The 20,895-nt window shown below is 54.2% G+C and carries 16 protein-coding genes; 11 read left to right on the top strand and 5 right to left on the bottom strand.

The annotated features are described in order from the left end of the window. Positions 1-401 precede the first annotated feature (401 nt). The 10 genes from rplM to ACOTXC_RS17675 all read left to right on the top strand — a co-directional run bounded on the left by rplM (position 402) and on the right by ACOTXC_RS17675 (position 8,952). On the top strand, positions 402-830 hold the full coding sequence (rplM, locus tag ACOTXC_RS17720) for a 50S ribosomal protein L13 (RefSeq protein WP_003860434.1): 429 nt from the start codon (positions 402-404) through the stop codon (positions 828-830). Between the two features lie 15 nt (positions 831-845). Continuing rightward, the gene (rpsI, locus tag ACOTXC_RS17715) at positions 846-1,238 is read left to right on the top strand and encodes a 30S ribosomal protein S9 (RefSeq protein ID WP_003860436.1); all 393 of its coding nucleotides are present in this window, start codon (positions 846-848) and stop codon (positions 1,236-1,238) included. Positions 1,239-1,545: 307 nt separating this feature from the next. After that, positions 1,546-2,184: a stringent starvation protein SspA gene (gene sspA, locus ACOTXC_RS17710; protein WP_003860438.1), complete on the top strand. Its 639-nt coding sequence runs from the start codon at positions 1,546-1,548 to the stop codon at positions 2,182-2,184. Between the two features lie 5 nt (positions 2,185-2,189). Further along, complete coding sequence (sspB, locus tag ACOTXC_RS17705; protein ID WP_032622090.1) at positions 2,190-2,687, top strand: ClpXP protease specificity-enhancing factor; 498 nt, start codon at positions 2,190-2,192, stop codon at positions 2,685-2,687. Positions 2,688-2,956: 269 nt separating this feature from the next. Further along, on the top strand, positions 2,957-3,697 hold the full coding sequence (locus tag ACOTXC_RS17700) for a DUF1120 domain-containing protein (RefSeq protein WP_022649551.1): 741 nt from the start codon (positions 2,957-2,959) through the stop codon (positions 3,695-3,697). Between the two features lie 49 nt (positions 3,698-3,746). Continuing rightward, positions 3,747-4,493, top strand: coding sequence for a DUF1120 domain-containing protein (locus ACOTXC_RS17695; protein WP_022649550.1), 747 nt, complete (start codon positions 3,747-3,749; stop codon positions 4,491-4,493). 147 nt (positions 4,494-4,640) lie between these two features. Further along, on the top strand, positions 4,641-5,312 hold the full coding sequence (locus ACOTXC_RS17690) for a fimbria/pilus chaperone family protein (protein WP_421767865.1): 672 nt from the start codon (positions 4,641-4,643) through the stop codon (positions 5,310-5,312). Positions 5,313-5,336: 24 nt separating this feature from the next. Beyond that, on the top strand, positions 5,337-7,724 hold the full coding sequence (locus ACOTXC_RS17685; RefSeq protein WP_023298733.1) for a fimbrial biogenesis usher protein: 2,388 nt from the start codon (positions 5,337-5,339) through the stop codon (positions 7,722-7,724). Further along, complete coding sequence (locus tag ACOTXC_RS17680; protein ID WP_023307075.1) at positions 7,721-8,251, top strand: hypothetical protein; 531 nt, start codon at positions 7,721-7,723, stop codon at positions 8,249-8,251. The genes ACOTXC_RS17685 and ACOTXC_RS17680 overlap by 4 nt, the downstream gene beginning before the upstream one ends. Further along, the gene (locus ACOTXC_RS17675; protein WP_240183875.1) at positions 8,248-8,952 is read left to right on the top strand and encodes a DUF1120 domain-containing protein; all 705 of its coding nucleotides are present in this window, start codon (positions 8,248-8,250) and stop codon (positions 8,950-8,952) included. Before ACOTXC_RS17680 ends, ACOTXC_RS17675 begins: the two co-directional genes overlap by 4 nt. Positions 8,953-9,102: 150 nt before the next feature. Here ACOTXC_RS17675 and ACOTXC_RS17670 read toward each other — a convergent pair whose 3' ends face one another. The 4 genes from ACOTXC_RS17670 to gltB form a co-directional block, all read right to left on the bottom strand. After that, positions 9,103-10,383, bottom strand: a complete 1,281-nt coding sequence (locus tag ACOTXC_RS17670; protein ID WP_126490382.1) for a cytosine deaminase — start codon at positions 10,381-10,383, stop codon at positions 9,103-9,105. Next, positions 10,373-11,623, bottom strand: a complete 1,251-nt coding sequence (gene codB, locus ACOTXC_RS17665) for a cytosine permease (RefSeq protein ID WP_421767864.1) — start codon at positions 11,621-11,623, stop codon at positions 10,373-10,375. Before codB ends, ACOTXC_RS17670 begins: the two co-directional genes overlap by 11 nt. Positions 11,624-11,810: 187 nt before the next feature. Continuing rightward, positions 11,811-13,229 carry a glutamate synthase subunit GltD gene (gene gltD, locus ACOTXC_RS17660; protein ID WP_032626441.1) on the bottom strand — a complete coding sequence of 473 codons (1,419 nt, stop codon included), beginning with the start codon at positions 13,227-13,229 and terminating at the stop codon, positions 11,811-11,813. 9 nt (positions 13,230-13,238) lie between these two features. Beyond that, positions 13,239-17,699 carry a glutamate synthase large subunit gene (gene gltB, locus ACOTXC_RS17655; RefSeq protein WP_022649542.1) on the bottom strand — a complete coding sequence of 1,487 codons (4,461 nt, stop codon included), beginning with the start codon at positions 17,697-17,699 and terminating at the stop codon, positions 13,239-13,241. Between the two features lie 687 nt (positions 17,700-18,386). Here gltB and ACOTXC_RS17650 point away from each other — a divergent pair. Next, positions 18,387-19,328: a TIGR01212 family radical SAM protein gene (locus ACOTXC_RS17650; protein WP_096147825.1), complete on the top strand. Its 942-nt coding sequence runs from the start codon at positions 18,387-18,389 to the stop codon at positions 19,326-19,328. On the opposite strand, the gene ACOTXC_RS17645 is transcribed toward ACOTXC_RS17650, so the two are convergent. Further along, on the bottom strand, positions 19,308-20,810 hold the full coding sequence (locus tag ACOTXC_RS17645; protein WP_038416799.1) for a helicase HerA-like C-terminal domain-containing protein: 1,503 nt from the start codon (positions 20,808-20,810) through the stop codon (positions 19,308-19,310). The two genes, ACOTXC_RS17650 and ACOTXC_RS17645, sit on opposite strands and share 21 nt — an antisense overlap. Between the last annotated feature and the right edge of the window lie 85 nt (positions 20,811-20,895).

Here is a 20,895-nt window from a genome sequence, read left to right as displayed (position 1 = left end):
GTAGCAAGGAACATAAAGTGAACGGAATGACCACCACCGCCGTATGTTCCCCTCACCCTAACCCTCTCCCCGGAGGGGCGAGGGGATTGCTCAGTGCTCGCATTAATTTGTGGGGAACCCTCAGCCCCGTGGGAGAGGGGCTGGGGGTGAGGGCACCAGACCGCACAATACGTAGCCCCGAAAAACCCATCCCAAATCACATTTAAGGGTCGATCTTTGACCTCAACTTCTCTATAATCTTGCGACCCCACGTTACGAGAAGGTTTTTTTCCCGAAACTTTCTATGTGTCGGCATGTGCTATTCGAAGGGGTAGGTTTGCCGGACTTTGTCGTGTGAACCTCAACTGACTAAACGTTTGGGTGTTCACCAACGTGTAACTTATTATTTGGGTAAGCTTTTAATGAAAACTTTTACAGCTAAACCAGAAACCGTACAGCGCGACTGGTATGTTGTTGACGCGACCGGTAAAACTCTGGGCCGTCTGGCTACTGAACTGGCTCGTCGCCTGCGCGGTAAGCATAAAGCGGAATATACTCCGCACGTTGATACCGGTGATTACATCATCGTTCTGAACGCTGACAAAGTTGCTGTTACCGGCAACAAGCGTACTGACAAAATGTACTACCACCACACCGGCCACATCGGTGGTATCAAAGAAGCGACCTTTGAAGAGATGATTGCCCGCCGTCCTGAGCGTGTGATTGAAATCGCGGTTAAAGGCATGCTGCCAAAAGGCCCGCTGGGTCGTGCTATGTTCCGTAAACTGAAAGTTTACGCAGGCAACGAGCACAACCACGCGGCACAGCAACCGCAAGTTCTTGACATCTAATCGGGATTATAGGCAATGGCTGAAAATCAATACTACGGCACTGGTCGCCGCAAAAGTTCCGCAGCTCGCGTTTTCATTAAACCGGGCAGTGGTAAAATCGTAATTAACCAGCGTTCTCTGGAACAATACTTCGGTCGCGAAACTGCCCGCATGGTAGTTCGCCAGCCGCTGGAACTGGTTGATATGGTAGAAAAACTGGATCTGTACATCACCGTTAAAGGTGGTGGTATCTCCGGTCAGGCAGGTGCGATCCGTCACGGTATCACCCGCGCGCTGATGGAGTACGACGAATCCCTGCGTTCTGAACTGCGTAAAGCTGGCTTCGTTACTCGTGACGCTCGTCAGGTTGAACGTAAGAAAGTGGGTCTGCGTAAAGCACGTCGTCGTCCACAGTTCTCCAAACGTTAATCTATTCTGCTTACGCAGAACGATTGGCGAAAAACCCGCTTCGGCGGGTTTTTTTATGGATAATGCGCAGGTTATCCACAGTAACATTTCATATATCTTCTCTTTTTCCACATTTCCGGCATCCCCTCACCACAAAGCCATCAAAATCTGGTAAACTATCATCCAATTTTATGCCCAAATATCGGTGAATACTCGATTTTTGTTCGATTCTTGAACAATGTGTTTTCTCTGGGATGGGCGATACATCATCTGGCTGGCCCCGTTGGGCTGGTAGCAGTAAAAATTCTGAATATACCTGGAGGTTTTCATGGCTGTCGCTGCCAACAAACGTTCGGTAATGACGCTGTTTTCTGGTCCTACTGACATTTATAGCCATCAGGTTCGTATCGTGCTGGCCGAGAAGGGTGTCAGTTTTGAGATCGAGCATGTGGAAAAGGATAACCCGCCTCAGGATCTGATCGATCTCAACCCGAGCCAAAGCGTACCGACGCTGGTGGATCGCGAGCTGACCCTGTGGGAATCCCGTATCATTATGGAATACCTGGATGAGCGTTTCCCGCATCCGCCGCTGATGCCTGTTTACCCTGTTGCGCGTGGTGAAAGCCGCCTGTACATGCAGCGTATCGAGAAAGACTGGTACTCGCTGATGAACGTTATCGTTAACGGTTCCTCTTCAGAAGCGGATGCTGCGCGTAAACAGCTGCGTGAAGAGCTGCTGGCGATTGCGCCGGTATTTGGTCAAAAACCTTTCTTCCTGAGCGATGAGTTCAGCCTGGTAGATTGCTACCTGGCACCGCTGCTGTGGCGCCTGCCAACCCTGGGCGTAGAATTCAGCGGTCCTGGCGCGAAAGAGCTGAAAGGCTACATGACTCGCGTATTCGAACGCGACTCTTTCCTGGCATCCTTAACTGAACCGGAGCGCGAAATGCGTCTCGGCCGAGGCTAATGACTGTGGAAATGTCACAACTTTCACCACGCCGTCCGTATCTGCTGCGCGCCTTCTATGAATGGCTGCTGGATAACCAGCTCACGCCGCACCTGGTTGTGGATGTGACGTTGCCGGGCGTGCAGGTTCCAATGGAATACGCACGCGACGGACAGATTGTACTGAATATTGCGCCACGTGCAGTGGGTAACCTGGAACTGGCGAACGACGAAGTGCGCTTTAATGCGCGTTTCGGCGGCGTGCCGCGTCAGGTTTCCGTTCCGCTGGCTGCGGTTCTGGCTATCTACGCCCGTGAAAACGGTGCAGGTACCATGTTCGAACCGGAAGCGGCTTATGATGAAGAGGTCGCCAGCCTGAACGATGATGGGACATCCGATGAACGTGAAAGCGACACGGTAATGTCTGTGATTGATGGCGATAAACCCGATCATCACGACGACAATGACCCTGATGACGATCCGCCTCCGCGCGGTGGTCGTCCGGCACTCCGTGTCGTCAAATAAACTTCATAAAGCACAATATTTTTTCCGAACCTGCACAGCTGTGCAGGTTTTTTTATTTTCTGCATAAAATTACTCTCTAAAAAACTTGTGTCTTTGCAAAAGATATAGGTCTATTAATTGGCATGGGATTAATCTTGTTGGGTTATTTTCTGTAGGACAGTTAAATTTATCTTCAATAATGTTTTATTTTAATTTGATTGTATCCGATATCACCCTGTGAAAATATATATGTGCGTTAACAAAAACGGATTTTCTTTTAAGGACAAATTATGAATATCACTTTTAAAAAATTATTTTCATCTGCTGCTATTTGTGCAGCCCTCGCCATGTCAAATGCACACGCTGCTAATGATGTGACGTTGAAAGTTATTGGTAATATCGTTCCTGGTTCTTGCGTACCCTCACTGCCAAACGGTGGAGTGGTAGATTATGGCACAATGCCAGCTTCTACCATCAATCCAACTGGCACGGCGAATACACTGGTTCAGTTGGGGGCTAAAAGTATTACTCTCACTATTACCTGTGACAGCGATACCAGCGTTGGGGTGACTTCTACGGATAACCGCCATGATACTCGTGTGGGCCTGGGGAGCGCCGCTTATATTGAAAATGGGTTTTTCGATAATGTAAATGCTAACGCTTCAGGAAACGCCTATGGCTTGGGTAAAACGAGTGCGGGTGTGAATATTGGCTCCTATGTCATTGCAGCAGATCCCGTTAATACAACAACAGATGGTGTTGTCGCTGATCTCATTGCAGCCACAGGTACCGATACATCAAATTATACCTGGGTAAAATCCAGTACGGGTGCTTTTGCACCAGTTAACAGTGGCACAGGCCAGACACGTGTCTTTACGGCTGCTGCATCGGGAACCACCACACCAAAAGCTTTTAAAGTTATGAATATGCCGTTACGCATTACGACTGCGCTTCAGGACAACACTGTATTGGGTACAGGCGATACTATCACGCTTGACGGTAATGCCACGCTGAGCCTTGTTTATCTTTGATATTCGTTATTGCTAAATGCTGTAGAAAATAAATCGGGAAATGAAAATAATGGAATTTAAAAAAGTACTCTCGGCAGCAACCGTCGCCGTAGCCTTCGGTTTATCCGCTTTTGCTGCCCAGGCCGCTAACGATGTTACGCTGAAAGTTGTCGGTACGATTAACCCGGCTGCATGTACGCCGACCCTGCCTGATGGCGGCGTTGTAGATTATGGAACGGTACTGAACCAAAATATTGCACCGACCGGTGCGACAAACAAGCTGGTACAATTGGGGCAGAAAAGCATCACGCTAAATATCAGTTGCGAAAGCAACATGAGCGTTGCTTTTACCTCCACCGATAACCGCCTGGACAGTCGCGTTAACCTGTCTTCAACCGCGTTTATCGCAGGTAGCGGTACGGATAAATCAGACTTCAGCAACACCGCTGGTGCCTTTGGTCTGGGTAAAACCACCGCTGGCGTGAGCATTGGTGCTTACACCGTTGCCATCAATACTGAAGCGGTCACAGCGGATGGCGCGAATGTTGACACCCTGGTAACAGGGAGCATCACTGAAGGCCAGCGTTCCTGGGAGAAAGTTGCGCCAGGCCTGGGTTACCTCTGCTCGCTTAATGGCTGCACGGGCTACCAAAAAGCGAATACCGTAGCAACAGCCGGTACCACGCAGCCAAAAGCCTTCAAACAGCTTAGCGTGCCGTTGCTGGTTACCTCTGCAGTGCAGGATAACTCGGTATTAGGTACGACTGACGTAATTACGCTGGACGGTAACGCAACCATTAGTCTGGTATATCTCTAATAATTTAACGCTTAATTAACGTGGCAATGGTTAGAGTATTTAAAAGCCATTGTCACGCTTTTTTTGCATTAAAATAGCTTTCTCTGCCGCAAGAATAATAAAAATAATGCCGGTATGATTTTTATTTATTTATGTGAGTGGAAAGTCATGAAGAAAATTGTATATCTTGCGTTGTTGGCTGTAGCGACAAAGTGTTGTGCCACCGGTATGGTTCCAGAAACATCGGTTTTATTAGTCGATGCACAAAAAGGCGAAGCCAGTATGAATGTTAAAAATACGGATTCGCAACCTGCATTGCTTTATACAAACATTGTAGATTTACCTGATAGCGATAAATCTATTCGTTTAATCGTTTCTCAACCTGTAGTCCGTGTCGACGCCGGGGAAACACAGCGAATGCGTTTTCTGCTGCAAACCAGCAAACCCATGAAGTATGAAGAACTTAAACGCGTCACGTTCGAAGGCATTCCTCCAAAGGAGAAAGGAGAAGATAAAGTTGCGTTGACTATCCGCCAGGATCTTCCTGTAGTAATTCATCCTGCGGGTCTACCTGAGGAGACGCAGCCATGGAAATTTTTGACATGGAACAAAAAGGGCGATGGCCTGGTTATCAACAATCCCAGCGATTACGTTGTTCGTATAACGGCATCCTTTAAAACATTACCCTCAGGAAAAGCGGGTGTGCTGGATAAGACCTACATCCTTCCTCACACCTCGATAAAAACAACATTACCAAATTTCTCTGATAATAAAGTTGAATTCTATCCGGCGAGTCGTTACGGCTATAAAGGGGATCGCTTTACTACAGATTTGAAGTAAGCCTCTATAAGGACAGCAAAGGATATGCAGCAAAAAACGTTACTCGCCTGTCTCATTGGCCTGGTCTGTTCTGGCCAGGCGATGGCTCAGCAGATGGAGACTGCTGCCATTAATTTTGATCAGGAAACGCTTCGTTCACTGGGGATAAACCCGGACGTATCAAATTATTTCTCTCGCAAGACGAAGTATTTACCGGGTAGCGTTTCCGTCGCTCTGAAGGTGAATGGTGATAATAAAGGCAACGTTATTGCTCGTTTCGACAACAACGGCGATCTCTGTTTCGACAAACCTTTTATGGAGCAGGCAGGATTAAAAGTTCCCTCTGACTATGAGTCCGGCTGCTACGATTATACCGGTCATATCCCGAGCGCTATTGTGGAGGCTTCGCCTGCGCAAGAATCTCTAAGTCTGGTTGTACCGGCGGATCGGGTAGCAAACAGCGAATCGGATATCGGAGCTTATACTTCCGGTGGCACTGCTGCGCTGTTGAATTATTCTCTTCTCTCCTCGCGCAATGAGTTTGGTGACGGGCACTCTGACTATTCACAGGCCATGCTGGACGGTGGGGTCAATTTCGACGACTGGATCTTACGTACTCAGCAACTGCTGAGCCGGAGCGACGGAGAATTCGAGAGTAATAACTCGTCGACCTATTTGCAGCATACTTTTGTCCCCCTGAAAAGTACCCTGAGGGCGGGCGAGGTCAATATCAATAACTCCCTTCTTCAGGGAACGGGAATCTATGGTATCGAGCTTTCACCGGAGAGCGCCTTACAACAGGGCGGTAGCGGAGTGAGCGTGTCCGGTATCGCCAATACGCCTCAGGCCCGTATTGAAGTGCGTCAGCAAAATGTTCTGGTGTACAGCACACTGGTGCCGGTCGGGCCGTTTAATCTCACCGATGTGCCGGTACGTAACGGCGTTAGCGATCTGAACGTGACGGTAGTGGAAACCGATGGCAGCCAGCACAGCTATGTGGTGCCCGCAGCGCTGTATAACCAGAGCGCAGGGGCGCCTTCAGGATATCACTTCGCGCTGGGACGAGTGAGCGATAGCTATAGTGAAACGCCATGGGTAGCCAGCCTTTCTGGAGGCTGGAAACTAAGCGAACGGGTGAATGTCAACGCAGGCTCAATCGTAGGCGAAGATTACCAGGCTGTCGCCACCAGCCTTGATACAGTGCCGCTACCAGCCTGGCTTGTTTCACTCCAGGCGAACCAGTCCAACGATTCGAAAGATTCACTGAAAGGGCAGAGGTACACGCTATCGGCAACATGGAGTTCTGACCCCGCATTTGGCATGGGGGCTAACGCCTCTGTTACACATAAATCGCAAGACTATCGCGAACTTTTTGAAGCACTGGATGATGATTTCGACAGCGGTAATAAAAATGAGTATTCCGCTGGGCTGACCTGGAGTGTGCCCTACTTAGGCACGCTTAGCACCAGCTACTACCAAACGCAGGGTTATGATAAGTCAGATGATTCCCGCTTCATCTCTGCGGGTTGGAACAAGTCATTCAAGTACGCCACGATTTCCATGAACTGGCAACATCAGTTGAGTGCAGATGAGGAGAATGAGGATGATGGCGATCTGTTCTACGTCAACCTCAGTATTCCTTTTGGTGCCAGCAATAGCGTTAGCCTGTACAGCCGTCATGATGACCATAAAACGCGGTATGGCGCCTCTGCGCTTGGCGTTGTAAGTGATACCACATCCTGGTCGCTGGGAGCTGAACACGATCAGGCCACGAATCGCGATAATGTAAACGGTGGGATAAGCAGCAACCTTCACTATACGCAGCTTGGCCTGAGCGCCAGTTCTGATAATGAGAATAGCCGCAGCTATTCAGGATCGCTACAGGGGGGCATCGCGGTTCATGGACAAGGCGTTACGTTCTCTCCATGGGCGATCCGCGACACGTTCGCGATCGCTGCTCTGGATAAACCCGTCTCCGGTGTGAGGATTGACACGCCCCAGGGGCCGGTATGGACCGACTTCCGTGGTCAGGCAGTGGTACCGTCAGTGGGAGCCTGGCGCCCAGCGCGGGTAGAAGTGGACACGGAAACATTGCCGAAAAATATGGATATCGGGAATGGAACCCGTGTCGTCACGCTTGGCAAAGGAGCGGTAGGGCATCTTGATTTTACTGCGTTAACCCAGCGACGTGCACTGGTGAACGTTACCCTGGCAAACGGTAAAAAGCTGCCGAAAGGGATCGCCCTTGAGGATTCGCACGGAAATTATCTTACGACCTCAGTGGATGACGGCGTGGTCTTTTTTAACGATGTTGAACCTGCTCAACAGGTGGTAGCAAAACTGGATAACGGCACCTGTGCATTTGGTCTGAAGCTTCCGAAAGAGGCAAATACCGATACATTCTATGAAACTGTCAATGAGGTGTGTAAATGAAGGCGCTTTTTTTAGCCGTGTGCGCAATGGCGTTTTCTCTGCATGCTATGGCTGACTGCCAGTTAGTATCAAGCCAGCAAAAACTCAGCTATGGCCGTATGAGTGCCGCAGAGCGCCAGGCGGAAGGGAACACGTTGATTGAGATGCCGGAGAAACAGATTGTCCTGAACGTGATATGCGATGAACCGTCGCGTATTCGTCTCTTTCTGGGCAGTAACGTACCGAAAGGGCATGAATTTGGTTTTGGTGATAACGGCGTCATGCGCGTTACTGCCGCGCAGGCAACGGTGGACGATCGTACAGTCAATCTGGCGGCTATCCATGCCGGCGACCCGTGGGTTACCAATGGCGGCGTGAGAGAGATCGCGCCAGCGCTTAACGAAGGGATTGCGTTTATCAACGGTCAGGAGCTGCGGGGAAAAACGGCGTCTGTCACGCTTACCATCAAACCGCGCTTCAAAAGTAACCATATTACGGACAGAGAAGTGTGGCGCGGAAATTTACGCGTAAGGATGGATGTACAATGAAAAAGCGTATAGCGCTATTACTCTGCGGAATGTCTGCCGCTTCAGCGGTATGGGCAACTGATACGGTCAATATTGATGTGGATGTCACCGTTGACGCTGCCGCCTGTACACCGGCGTTGAGCAATGGCGGTGTGGCAGATTTCGGCACGCGCTATGCGGGGTCGCTCTCCTCCAGCGCATTCACACAGCTTGGTACTCGCGATCTTACACTATCGGTGACGTGTGAATCTTCTACGGGAGTTGCGATTACCGCGCGTGATACCCGCGCCAGTTCCGTGGTCGTTGGCAAAGATAAATCCGGGCAAGAAGGGGTAAAATTCCAGATAAATAACGGTGCCTATGTGCGTGATACGACCCGCCTGTTTGGTTTAGGATTGACCAGCGAGCAGAAGCCGATTGGCAGTTATGGGGTGCAAATTAACGCGTCAGGCGTGACGGCAGCCGACGAAAGTGCCGCTGTTCAGGTGGAGATCGCCGGGGCCGCGACCAAAAATGGTCCATGGACGCGTACGACGCTATTGCCCTTGCCGACCCAGCAGGACTTTTTCTATACGTTTGTGCAAAAAGGCACGGATATTCCGCAGCCGATCTCATCGGCGGTTGTTCCGCTACAGGTGAGTGCCGCAGTCGCCAACGGGCTTGGCAGCGGGCAAGAGATCAAGCTGGACGGCGAGGCGGTGATTACGCTGGTCTATTTATAATCTCTTTTCTGTAAAAGAATATCGAAAATAGACGCGCCAGTTCACCGCTGGCGCCGCGCTTACCAGGTCTGCAAAGAGGCTGCGATTTGTAGACCTGATAAAGCGTAAACAGGCTGATACGTCTCCGGATGAGATTTCCTGAAACGATAATTACCGTTTAAAGGTCACCGCTTCCGGCTGCGTCAGATGCAGCGTTGTCTGGCTGGGTACCGTCTCGGCGATAACCCGCCCGTGACGAACCGAATAACGCGCTGGCGTCTGGCGACGAACCGCATCAAAGCCATTTTCGGCCGGTAAAACAACCAGGTTCGCAGAATTACCCACCTTCACGCCGTAGTCCTGCAGGTGGAGCGTTTTCGCGCTGTGGGTGGTGATCAGATTCAGCCCGTCGTTAATCTGTCCGTACCCCATCAGCTGGCAGACGTGTAAACCCATATGCAGCACCTGCAACATATTGGCGGTGCCCAGGGGATACCACGGATCGAAAACGTCATCATGCCCAAAGCAGACGTTGATCCCCGCCTCCAGCATCTCTTTCACGCGCGTTACGCCGCGGCGCTTAGGATAGGTGTCGAAACGGCCCTGAAGGTGGATGTTCACCAGCGGATTGGCGACGAAGTTGATGCCCGACATTTTCAGCAAACGAAACAGGCGGGACGCGTAGGCGCCATTATAGGAGTGCATCGCTGTGGTATGGCTGGCGGTAACGCGCGCGCCCATCCCGTCACGGTGCGCCAGCGCGGCGACGGTTTCCACGAAGCGCGACTGTTCATCATCGATTTCGTCGCAGTGTACGTCGATCAGCCTGTCGTACTTCTGCGCCAGTGCGAAGGTTTTGTGCAACGACTCCACACCATACTCGCGGGTAAATTCAAAGTGCGGAATTGCGCCAATAACGTCCGCCCCCATACGCACCGCCTCTTCCAGCAACGCTTCACCGTTGGGATAAGAAAGAATGCCCTCCTGGGGGAACGCCACGATTTGCAGATCGACCCACGGGGCGACTTCCTGCTTCACTTCCAGCATCGCTTTCAGCGCCGTCAGTGTGGGATCGGAGACGTCAACGTGAGTACGCACATGCTGAATGCCGTTGGCCATCTGCCACTTCAGCGTCTGCATTGCGCGGGTCTTAACATCTTCGTGGGTGAGCAGCGCCTTACGTTCAGCCCAGCGCTCAATCCCCTCGAATAAGGTACCAGACTGGTTCCAGCTCGGTTCACCAGCCGTTTGAGTGGTATCCAGATGGATATGCGGCTCAACGAAAGGGGGAATGACCAGCCCGCCTTCAGCATCAAGCACCTGGCCCGCAGGTGACGATGCCGCGTCCTGCGGTTCAATACGGCTAAAGCGCCCGTTTTCAATTGCGATCTGCCATAACCCCTCTTGCCCCTGTAAACGGGCCTGACGAATGGTGAGGGTATTATTCTGCATGGGGAGCCTCCGGGGCGGTAGCAAAGGTACGTCTGACTAAGGGGGTTAACAGAAGGTAGCTGAATACGCCACCGAGGACCGCATTCACCGGCACTATACCGGGAATAATATTCCCTGCAGCCACGCCGAGCGCGACCGAAAGAATGGCTACCCAGTTGACCGGCACAAAGGTAGCGCTATGGAAGCTGGCGTAGCGGCGGCGGTTGATCAGATAGTCGGCGATAATCACCCCACCGACGGGAGGGATCGCCGCCGACAGAAAGGTGAGCCAGCCGACAAAGTTATTGTACAGCCACAGCGCGCAGAGCGTGCCGATAATACCGTTAACCACCGACAGCGTGCGGCTGGAAAGGCCGGTCACGTTGGCAAAGCCCAGACCCGACGCATAGAGCGCGTTGTCGTTGGTTGTCCAGATGTTCAGGCCGAGAACGATAATGGCGGGCAGCAGTAGCCCCTGAGCGATCATCACGTCCGAGATATCCGCCTGTCCAACTGCCGCGGCGCCTGCCGCACCGAAGATAAACATCAGCGAGTTGCCAAGGAAAAACGCCACCATTGCCACCACCACGGCGCCTTTCGCGTTACGCCCAAAGCGGACGAAGTCGGCGGTCAGCGTTCCGGCGCTGATGAAGGAGCCGACGACCAGCGCCAGCGCGCCTGAAAAACTGAGCGGGGTCTGTGGCACCATCGCTTTTAAATGATCCAGCCCGCCCACGCCGTGCACCGCCAGCCAGACGGAGTAGCTGCCGAGGATAACTATCGCGGGAACGGCGATGATCGACAGAATCGTCAGCGCTGAGATACCAAAGAAGATGGTCATGGTCATCAACAGACCGGATACCGCGATCAGGATATTGACGTCGATGCCAGTGGCTTTACTCACCGGGATGGCAAACATCGCTACGCCGACGCCAAACCATCCTACCTGCGTACCGCCTAAAAGCATGGAGGGAAGCCAGGAACCTTTTATACCGAACGAGTAACGCGCAAGAAGATGGGTTGAGAGGCCGGTTTTTGCGCCAATGTAGCCAAGAAAAGCAGTGTAAATACCGAGGAGGAGATTGCCGAAGAGAACTGCGAGGAAGAAATCATTATAGGAAAGACCGGTACCGAGCGTACCTCCGGTCCACATACTGGCGGAAAAAAAGGTTAACCCTAACATCACAAAAGTGAGTGGAATCGCGCCTTTCCGCGCCGCCAGAGGGACGGGGCCCTGGCTATAATTGTTATCTTGCGACACAACGCCTCCTTGAATTTTGGCCAAAAAATCCGCCGCATAATATACAGTTTTTTCATGAAAGCAAACGTTTACGTCAGGATTTACGCTGCTTTTTTGCTTAAAAAGGTATCATTAACTTAAGGGCAGGCTACTGAAAACAGGCTCCCCAGCGTTCCGCTTTATGCTTCTGCCGGGGAGTCAGAGGGGCTTACACTTCCAGGAAGTTCATGATCCCGTCAGCCGCTTTACGGCCTTCGGCAATCGCCGTGACCACCAGGTCAGAGCCGCGAACGATGTCGCCACCGGCGAAGATTTTCGGGTTGCTGGTCTGGAACGCGTTGTCGCTGCCTTCCGGCGCAATTATGCGGCCCTGAGAGTCCAGCTCTACGCTGTGCTTCGCCAGCCACTCCATGCTGTGAGGACGGAAACCAAACGCCATCACCACGGCGTCAGCCGGGATCACGTGTTCAGAACCGGCCACGATCTCCGCGCGACGACGGCCTTTCGCATCCGGCGCGCCCATCTCCGTGCGCGCCATCTTCACGCCGCTCACTCTACCGTTGGCATTCACCTCAATACCCAGAGGCTGGATGTTGAACTGGAACTCCACGCCCTCTTCACGCGCGTTTTTCACTTCGCGCTTAGAGCCCGGCATGTTCTCTTCGTCACGACGGTAAGCACAGATGACGTGCGCCGCGTTCTGACGAATGGAGGTACGCACGCAGTCCATCGCGGTATCACCGCCGCCCAGCACCACCACGCGTTTGCCTTCCATGCTGACGAACGGCTCATCGGCGGTCTCACCGTAGCCCATGATCTGCCTGGTGTTGGCAATCAGGAACGGCAGCGCGTCGTACACGCCCGGCGCATCTTCGTTCTCCAGACCACCGCGCATGGACTGATAAGTACCCACGCCCAGGAACACGGCGTCGTAATCCTTCAGCAGGTCGTCGAGCTGCACGTCACGGCCCACTTCCACGTTCAGTTTGAACTCAATGCCCATGCCGGTGAAGATTTCGCGGCGGCGGGTCATCACCTCTTTCTCCAGCTTGAAGGCCGGGATACCGAAGGTCAGCAGGCCGCCAATCTCAGGGTGGCGATCAAAGACCACCGCCTTCACGCCGTTACGGGTCAGCACGTCCGCACAGGCAAGGCCTGCCGGGCCCGCGCCAATAATCGCCACGCGCTTGTCGGTTTGACGCACACCGGTCATATCCGGACGCCAGCCCATTTCGAACGCTTTATCGTTGATATAACGTTCGATGTTGCCGATGGTCACCGCGCCAAACTCGTCGTTCAGCGTACAGGAGCCTTCACACAGACGATCCTGAGGGCACACGCGGCCGCACACTTCCGGCAGAGTGTTGGTCTGATGAGACAGCTCGGCGGCTTCAAAAATACGCCCTTCGTTGGCCAGCTTCAGCCAGTTCGGGATGTAGTTATGGACCGGACACTTCCATTCGCAGTAAGGGTTACCGCAGGACAGGCAGCGGTCTGCCTGTGCTTTGGCCTGGCCTTCTGAAAACGGCTCGTAGATTTCAACAAATTCAATTTTACGGATCTTCAGCGGTTTCTTTGGCGGATCAACACGCTGAAGGTCGATAAACTGGTAAACGTTCTGGCTCATCTGAATTCCTTACTGCGCCTGCACGCGCAGCTCTGCTGCGCTACGACTACGGTGACCCAACAGGGCTTTAACATCGCTGGACTTCGGCTTAACCAGCGCGAATTTTGCAGAGAACGCCGGCCAGTTCGCCAGGATCTCTTCGCCGCGCGAAGAACCGGTATGCTGCACGTGTTCGGTAATTAAGCCGCGCAGGTGTTCTTCGTGGATGGCCAGCGTATCAACGTCCAGCACTTCCACCAGTTCCGGGTTCACGCGTTTGCGGAACTCACCGTCTTCATCCAGGACGTAGGCAAAACCGCCCGTCATGCCCGCGCCAAAGTTCACGCCGGTTTTACCCAGGACGCACACAATTCCGCCCGTCATGTATTCACAGCCGTTATCGCCGATGCCTTCCACCACGGTGATGGCACCGGAGTTACGCACCGCAAAACGCTCGCCCGCACGGCCCGCGGCAAACAGACGACCGCCGGTTGCACCGTACAGACAGGTATTGCCGATGATGCTTGCTTCATGGCTGCGGAAGGCTGAACCAACCGGAGGACGCACCGCCAGCAGACCGCCCGCCATGCCTTTTCCGACGTAGTCGTTGGCATCACCGGTCAGGTATAACTCAACGCCGCCCGCGTTCCACACACCGAAGCTCTGACCCGCGGTACCGCTGAAGTGCGCGGTAATCGGATCCGACGCCAGGCCCTGGTCACCGTGCGTTTGCGCGATGTAACCGGAGAGGGATGCACCCACGGAACGATCGGTGTTGCGGATATCAAACCAGAACGTTTTGCTCTGCTTCTCGTCCACGTACGGCTTCGCCTGTTGCAGCAGCTGCGCGTTCAGCACGCCGTTGTCAAACGGCGGGTTGTTCTCGGTGCAGTAAACCGCTTTGCCAGGATGCGGCTGAGCGGTTTCCAGCAGCTTAGACAGCTCCAGCTTCTGCTGCTTGGCCGTGAAGCCCTCAAGCTCTTTCAGCAGGTCGGTACGGCCAATCAGATCCACCAGACGCTTCACGCCCAGCTGCGCCATCAGCTCGCGGGTTTCACGGGCGATGAAGTCAAAGTAGTTAGTCACTTTGAACGGGAGGCCGTGATAGTGATTCTTACGCAGCTTTTCGTCCTGGGTAGCAACGCCCGTTGCGCAGTTGTTCAGGTGGCAAATACGCAGGTATTTACAGCCGAGCGCAACCATCGGGCCGGTACCGAAGCCGAAGCTTTCCGCACCCAGAATCGCCGCTTTGATGATGTCGAGGCCGGTTTTCAGCCCGCCGTCTACCTGCAAACGGATCTTGTGACGCAGGCCGTTGGCGACCAGCGCCTGCTGGGTTTCCACCAGACCAAGCTCCCACGGACAACCCGCGTATTTTACGGAGGAGAGCGGGCTTGCGCCGGTGCCGCCGTCGTAGCCGGCGATGGTGATCAGATCCGCATAGGCTTTCGCCACGCCGGTGGCGATGGTGCCAACGCCCGGCTCGGAAACCAGCTTCACGGAGATCATCGCTTTCGGGTTGACCTGTTTCAGGTCGAAAATCAGCTGCGCCAGATCCTCGATAGAGTAAATATCGTGGTGCGGCGGCGGGGAGATCAGCGTCACGCCCGGCACCGAGTAGCGAAGCTTAGCGATGTACGGGGTGACTTTATCACCCGGCAGCTGACCGCCTTCACCCGGTTTCGCACCCTGCGCGACCTTAATCTGGATCACGTCGGCGTTAACCAGGTACGCAGGCGTTACGCCGAAACGGCCGGACGCTACCTGCTTGATACGGGACACTTTATTGGTGCCGTAACGGGCAGGATCTTCACCGCCTTCGCCGGAGTTGGAGTTGCCGCCGATGCTGTTCATGGCTTCCGCCAGCGCTTCGTGGGCTTCCGGGCTCAGCGCGCCGATGGACATCGCCGCGGTATCGAAACGTTTGAACAGCTCAGATGCGGGTTCAACCTCGTCAATGCTGACCGCTTCCTCACCCGGATTGAGGGCAATGAGATCGCGCAGCGTCGCCGCCGGACGGTTGTTCACCAGCTCAGCATACTGCTGATAATCGCTGTACTCGCCGCTTTGCACCGCCTGTTGCAGTGTGCGCACCACGTCCGGGTTATAAGCGTGATACTCACCCCCGTGAACATATTTCAGCAGACCGCCCTGTTCCAGCGGCTTACGTGCCAGCCAGGCGCGTTTCGACAGGTTCACCAGATCCTGCTGGAAGTCAGCAAAGCCTGCGCCACCAATACGGCTGATCACGCCCTGGAAGCAGAGGTTGGCAACGTCGTCATGCAGACCGACCGCTTCAAACAGCTTCGAGCAGCGGTATGAGGCGATGGTCGAGATGCCCATTTTGGACATGATCTTGTACAGACCTTTGTTGATGCCGTTACGGTAGTTCAGCATCACAGCACGGTAGTCTTTGTCGATCGCGCGGGTATCCACCAGGCGGGCCAGTGTTTCGTAAGCCAGATACGGGTAGATCGCCGTGGCGCCAAAGCCTAACAGCACCGCAAAGTGGTGCGGGTCGCGCGCGCTCGCAGTTTCAACGATGATGTTGGCATCGCAGCGCAGGCTCTTGTCCACCAGACGCGTCTGGATAGCCCCCACCGCCATGGGTGCAGGTACCGGCAGACGGTTTTTCGCGATGTTGCGGTCAGACAGCACCAGCAGAACGGTGCCGTTACGCACCATCTGCTCGGCTTTGTCGCACAGCGCGTTCACCGTCTCTTCGAGGCTCGTTTCGGTCACGTCGAAGGTGATATCGAGCGTGTCGGCGCGATAGTGCTCCTCGGTCATGGTGGTGAGCTGTTTGAAATCGGAGTACAGCAGGATCGGTGATTTAAAGGTCAGACGGTGCGCCTGGCCTTCGGCTTCACAGAATACGTTCATCTCACGGCCGATGCTGGTGGCCAGCGACATGACGTGGGCTTCGCGCAGCGGATCGATTGGCGGGTTGGTGACCTGCGCAAACTGCTGACGGAAATAGTCGTAAATAATGCGTGGCTGGCTGGAGAGCACAGCAAACGGGGTATCGTCACCCATTGAGCCGACCGCTTCCTGGCCGTTTTCGCCGAGCACGCGAATAACCGAGTCCAGCTCTTCCGCGCTGTAGTTAAACTGCTTCTGGAAGCTCGCGAGGGTGTCATCGTCCAGCTCGCGGCTACCCACTTCTTCGTCCGACAGATCTTCAAACGGCACCAGACGACGCACGTTTTTCTCCATCCACTCTTTGTACGGATGGCGGCTCTTCAGATCGTTGTCGGTTTCAGCAGAGTGCAGAATACGCCCACCGCGGGTGTCGATCACCATCAGCTCACCCGGTCCGACGCGGCCTTTCTCGACCACTTCGTCTGGCTGGTAATCCCAGATACCCACTTCAGAGGCACAGGTGATGAGCTTGTCTTTGGTAATGACATAGCGCGCCGGACGCAGACCGTTACGGTCCAGGTTACAGGCGGCAAAACGTCCGTCGGACATAACGATGCCTGCCGGGCCATCCCACGGCTCCATGTGCATGGAGTTAAAGTCAAAGAACGCGCGCAGCTCAGGATCCATATCCGGGTTGTTCTGCCAGGCCGGCGGTACAAGCAGACGCATGGCGCGCACGATATCCATCCCGCCCGCCAGCAGCAGTTCCAGCATGTTATCCATTGAGCTGGAGTCCGAGCCGGTTTCGTTCACGAACGGCGCGGCATCGTGCAGGTCCGGGATCAGTGGGGTCTGGAACTTATAGGTACGGGCGCGGGCCCACTGGCGGTTACCGGTGATGGTGTTGATCTCACCGTTGTGCGCCAGGTAGCGGAACGGCTGAGCCAGCGGCCAGCGTGGAACGGTGTTGGTGGAGAAGCGCTGGTGGAACAGGCAAATGGCCGATTCCAGACGCAGATCCGCCAGGTCCAGGTAGAAGCGCGGCAGGTCAGCCGGCATGCACAGACCTTTATAGATGTTCACCAGGTTAGAGAGGCTACAGACGTAGAACTCTTTATCATCCTGAAGACGTTTTTCAATGCGGCGGCGGGCGATAAACAGACGGCGTTCCATATCACGCGGACGCCAGCCCGCAGGCGCGTTGACAAAAATCTGTTCAATACGAGGCAGAGAGGAGAGGGCGATTTCACCGAGCACCCCTTCGTTGGTTGGCACATCGCGCCAGCCGACGATCGACAGGGTTTCACGCTGAAGTTCTTCTTCAACGATGCGGCGTGAGGCGGCAGCTTTTTCAGGATCCTGATTCAGGAACAGCATACCGACAGCGTAGTTTTTGGCTAAACGCCAGCCGCGCTCTTCCGCTACGATACGGAAGAAACGATCCGGTTTTTGCAGCAGCAGGCCGCAACCGTCGCCGGTTTTACCATCGGCAAGGATGGCGCCACGGTGCTGCATACGGGCCAGTGCGTGAATAGCAGTACGCACTACCTTGTGGCTAGGTTCGCCTTCTATGTGGGCGATCAGGCCGAAACCACAGTTATCCTTCTCAAGGGATTTATCGTACAACATATCAGTGAACCTCCCCAGGCTCGTCGGGCTTCCCACTGAACTTTACCGTGGCGCACAGGCGCAGAAAGAGCATGGCGACGGGGTTAGCGTTTCATACGCGGACCTCGCATTCGCCCTCTTTTTCATCCTTTCGCGCAGGTAAACAAGTTTGAGGACTTGCTTCAGAGGGAATCTCAATTACTGCATAAATATGATGAGCAGGCCGCTCATCCAGAAAGCTTCCAGCGGATTTCCAACTTATCGGGAATTGGTACACAGGTCAAATGGCAATCTTATTTATACAAAAATGTGCTAAAGCGTAGTTATCTTTTTGTTTTTAATACGTATTTAACTATTTTTACAACCACTTAAAGCACCGGGGAGGTGCAGGGGAGTGTGATCTGACTCACTATATGAAAGCGGTATTATCGATGCAGCGTGCTGAAATGCAGATTTATAGCAGAATATTAATCTGGTGTTGCATTCAAACCCGCATAAAATCACTGTTTTTCAGTCCTGGCGCTATAAATGAAAAAAACCATCAGAACATAAGGAAAAGTAATTACGTACAGGGTGAATGAAATCTCGGTAATCGTGATTAGTTATTCAAACAGATAAAGGCCGTCCAGGGCGATTGATCCAGGTCATCGCCGACAGAGGCTAAAAATGGCAGGCTTGTCCCCTTTCTTCGGGACGGTCTATCAGATTATGCAGTTACAGAAATTAGTCAATATGTTTGGTGGGGATCTTTTGCAGCGCTACGGACAAAAGGTTCACAAACTGACGCTGCACGGCGGCTTTAGCTGTCCGAACCGCGATGGCACCATCGGGCGTGGTGGCTGCACCTTCTGTAACGTGGCCTCGTTTGCTGATGAAGCTCAACAGCATAAATCTATCGCTGAACAGCTCGCCCATCAGGCGAGTCTGGTGAACCGCGCGAAGCAATATCTGGCCTATTTCCAGGCCTACACCAGCACGTGGGCGGAGGTGCAGGTGCTGCGCGCTATGTATCAACAGGCGGTTGCTCAAGCGAACATTGTCGGGCTGTGCGTGGGGACGCGTCCGGACTGCGTGCCGGACGCCGTGCTGGATTTACTTAGCGAGTACAAAGAGAAGGGCTACGAGATCTGGCTGGAGCTGGGCTTGCAGACCGCGCACGACAAAACCCTGCACCGTATCAATCGCGGGCATGATTTTGCCTGCTACCAGCGCACCACGCGTCTCGCCCGCGAGCGTGGATTAAAAGTCTGCTCGCATCTGATTGTCGGCTTGCCGGGAGAAGGGCAGCAGCATGGCCTTGAAACGCTGGAAAAAGTCGTCGAGACCGGCGTGGACGGCATTAAGCTGCACCCGCTGCATATCGTTACGGGAAGCATTATGGCGAAAGCCTGGGAAGCGGGGCGGTTAAGTGGCATCGAACTCGACGACTATACGGTGACGGCGGGGGAGATGATTCGCCACACGCCGCCGGAGATTGTTTACCACCGCATCTCGGCAAGCGCCCGCCGCCCAACGCTTCTGGCACCGCTCTGGTGTGAGAACCGCTGGACGGGGATGCTGGAAATCGACCGCTATCTACAGGAGAACGGCGTACAGGGGTCGGCGCTTGGCCGCCCGTGGGTTCCACCGCTACCGGCGACGGCCGCCTAACAGACTTCCCAGCATGCCGCGCACTATCTGGTTGGTAATCTGACGCGTCGCGCTTTTTGCCATGGTCTGCACCACGCCATCGCGTTTGCCGCCGCGCGGCCCGGTGCTGCCGAACAGAATATCTTTCAGCCCGCCGAGAATGCCGTCGTCCACGGCTACAGATTGCCCTTTGGCGGCAGGCGCATCCTGCGATTCGGCAGTCGCCTGCACCCCTTTTTGCAGCATCTCGAACGCGGATTCGCGATCCACCTCGTCTTCATACTTCCCGTACACCGGGGAGTGGTTGATCAGGCCGTTGCGTTCATCGTCCGTTACTGGCCCCATGCGCGAGCAGGGCGCAATCACCATCGCGCGCTCGACAACTGTCGGGCTGCCTTTTGCATCGAGGAACGAAATCAGCGCTTCACCGGTGCCCAGCGCCTGAATGGCGGTTTCGGTATCAAAGGCCGGATTGGCACGCATGGTTTGCGCCGCGGCTTTCACCGCTTTCTGATCTTTCGGCGTAAAGGCGCGCAGGGCGTGCTGCACGCGGTTACCCAGTTGCCCCAGTACGTTGTCCGGAATATCCGACGGGTTTTGCGACACAAACCAGACCCCGACGCCTTTGGAGCGGATCAGGCGGATAACCTGTTCAATTTTATCCAGCAGCACCTGCGGCGCGTCGTTAAACAACAGGTGCGCTTCGTCAAAGAAGAACACCAGTTTGGGTTTTTCCAGATCGCCTGCTTCCGGCAGTTGTTCGTAGAGTTCAGAGAGCATCCACAGCAGGCTGGCGGCGTAGAGCTTCGGCATCTGGTAGAGCTTCTCTGCGCTCAGAATGTTGATGATGCCTTTGCCGCTGCTGTCGGTGCGCATCCAGTCTTTGATATCCAGCATTGGCTCGCCGAAGAAATGCTCGGCGCCCTGTTGCTCCAGCGTCAGGAGCCCGCGCTGAATGGCGCCCACCGAGGCGCTGCTGATATTGCCGTACTGGTTCTGGAAGGATTTGGCGTTATCGCCAATGTACTGGGTGATGGCGCGCAGATCTTTGAAGTCGAGCAGCAGTAAGCCCTGATCGTCGGCGATACGGAAGATAATGTTCAGCACCCCGGACTGCACGTCGTTAAGATTAAGCAGACGGGCCAGCAGCAAAGGGCCGAGATCGGAGACGGTGGCGCGCACCGGATGCCCTTTTTCGCCGAAGATATCCCAGACCACCACTGGATTACCGTGCGGCGTCCAGTCCGTGATGCCGATATTTTTCAGGCGCTCGAGCAGTTTTTCTGACGCCGTGCCTTCCTGAGCCACCCCGGTTAAATCGCCCTTCACGTCAGCCATAAAAACCGGCACGCCAGCCTCGGACAACGACTCAGCCAGCTTTTGCAGGGTGACGGTTTTTCCCGTCCCGGTCGCGCCGGTGATCAGGCCATGACGGTTCGCCATCGCGGGCAGTAAAAACAGCTCTTTTTCCAGCGTCCTGGCGATTAACAATGGTGTACTCATGATGCACGTCCTCTCGTAGTCCTGGGTGGAGTATAGGCAACCTGACGGCAAAATGTCTGCGTAAATTCCTCACTTTGCGGCGCAT

This window comes from Enterobacter cloacae complex sp. IR5428 (genome assembly GCF_049238585.1).
Classification (GTDB): domain Bacteria; phylum Pseudomonadota; class Gammaproteobacteria; order Enterobacterales; family Enterobacteriaceae; genus Enterobacter; species Enterobacter intestinihominis.
This window is presented reverse-complemented; position numbering and strand designations above follow the sequence as displayed.

Excerpts from the sequence above, each read along its gene's own strand:
- ACOTXC_RS17685 (WP_023298733.1), top strand. The coding sequence starts at position 5,337 with ATGCAGCAAAAAACGTTACTCGCCTGTCTCATTGGCCTGGTCTGTTCT.
- ACOTXC_RS17675 (WP_240183875.1), top strand. The coding sequence starts at position 8,248 with ATGAAAAAGCGTATAGCGCTATTACTCTGCGGAATGTCTGCCGCTTCA.
- sspA (WP_003860438.1), top strand. The coding sequence starts at position 1,546 with ATGGCTGTCGCTGCCAACAAACGTTCGGTAATGACGCTGTTTTCTGGT.
- rplM (WP_003860434.1), top strand. The coding sequence starts at position 402 with ATGAAAACTTTTACAGCTAAACCAGAAACCGTACAGCGCGACTGGTAT.
- ACOTXC_RS17680 (WP_023307075.1), top strand. The coding sequence starts at position 7,721 with ATGAAGGCGCTTTTTTTAGCCGTGTGCGCAATGGCGTTTTCTCTGCAT.
- rpsI (WP_003860436.1), top strand. The coding sequence starts at position 846 with ATGGCTGAAAATCAATACTACGGCACTGGTCGCCGCAAAAGTTCCGCA.
- ACOTXC_RS17650 (WP_096147825.1), top strand. The coding sequence starts at position 18,387 with ATGCAGTTACAGAAATTAGTCAATATGTTTGGTGGGGATCTTTTGCAG.
- ACOTXC_RS17645 (WP_038416799.1), bottom strand. The coding sequence starts at position 20,810 with ATGAGTACACCATTGTTAATCGCCAGGACGCTGGAAAAAGAGCTGTTT.
- ACOTXC_RS17690 (WP_421767865.1), top strand. The coding sequence starts at position 4,641 with ATGAAGAAAATTGTATATCTTGCGTTGTTGGCTGTAGCGACAAAGTGT.
- ACOTXC_RS17670 (WP_126490382.1), bottom strand. The coding sequence starts at position 10,383 with ATGCAGAATAATACCCTCACCATTCGTCAGGCCCGTTTACAGGGGCAA.
- ACOTXC_RS17700 (WP_022649551.1), top strand. The coding sequence starts at position 2,957 with ATGAATATCACTTTTAAAAAATTATTTTCATCTGCTGCTATTTGTGCA.
- gltB (WP_022649542.1), bottom strand. The coding sequence starts at position 17,699 with ATGTTGTACGATAAATCCCTTGAGAAGGATAACTGTGGTTTCGGCCTG.
- ACOTXC_RS17695 (WP_022649550.1), top strand. The coding sequence starts at position 3,747 with ATGGAATTTAAAAAAGTACTCTCGGCAGCAACCGTCGCCGTAGCCTTC.
- gltD (WP_032626441.1), bottom strand. The coding sequence starts at position 13,229 with ATGAGCCAGAACGTTTACCAGTTTATCGACCTTCAGCGTGTTGATCCG.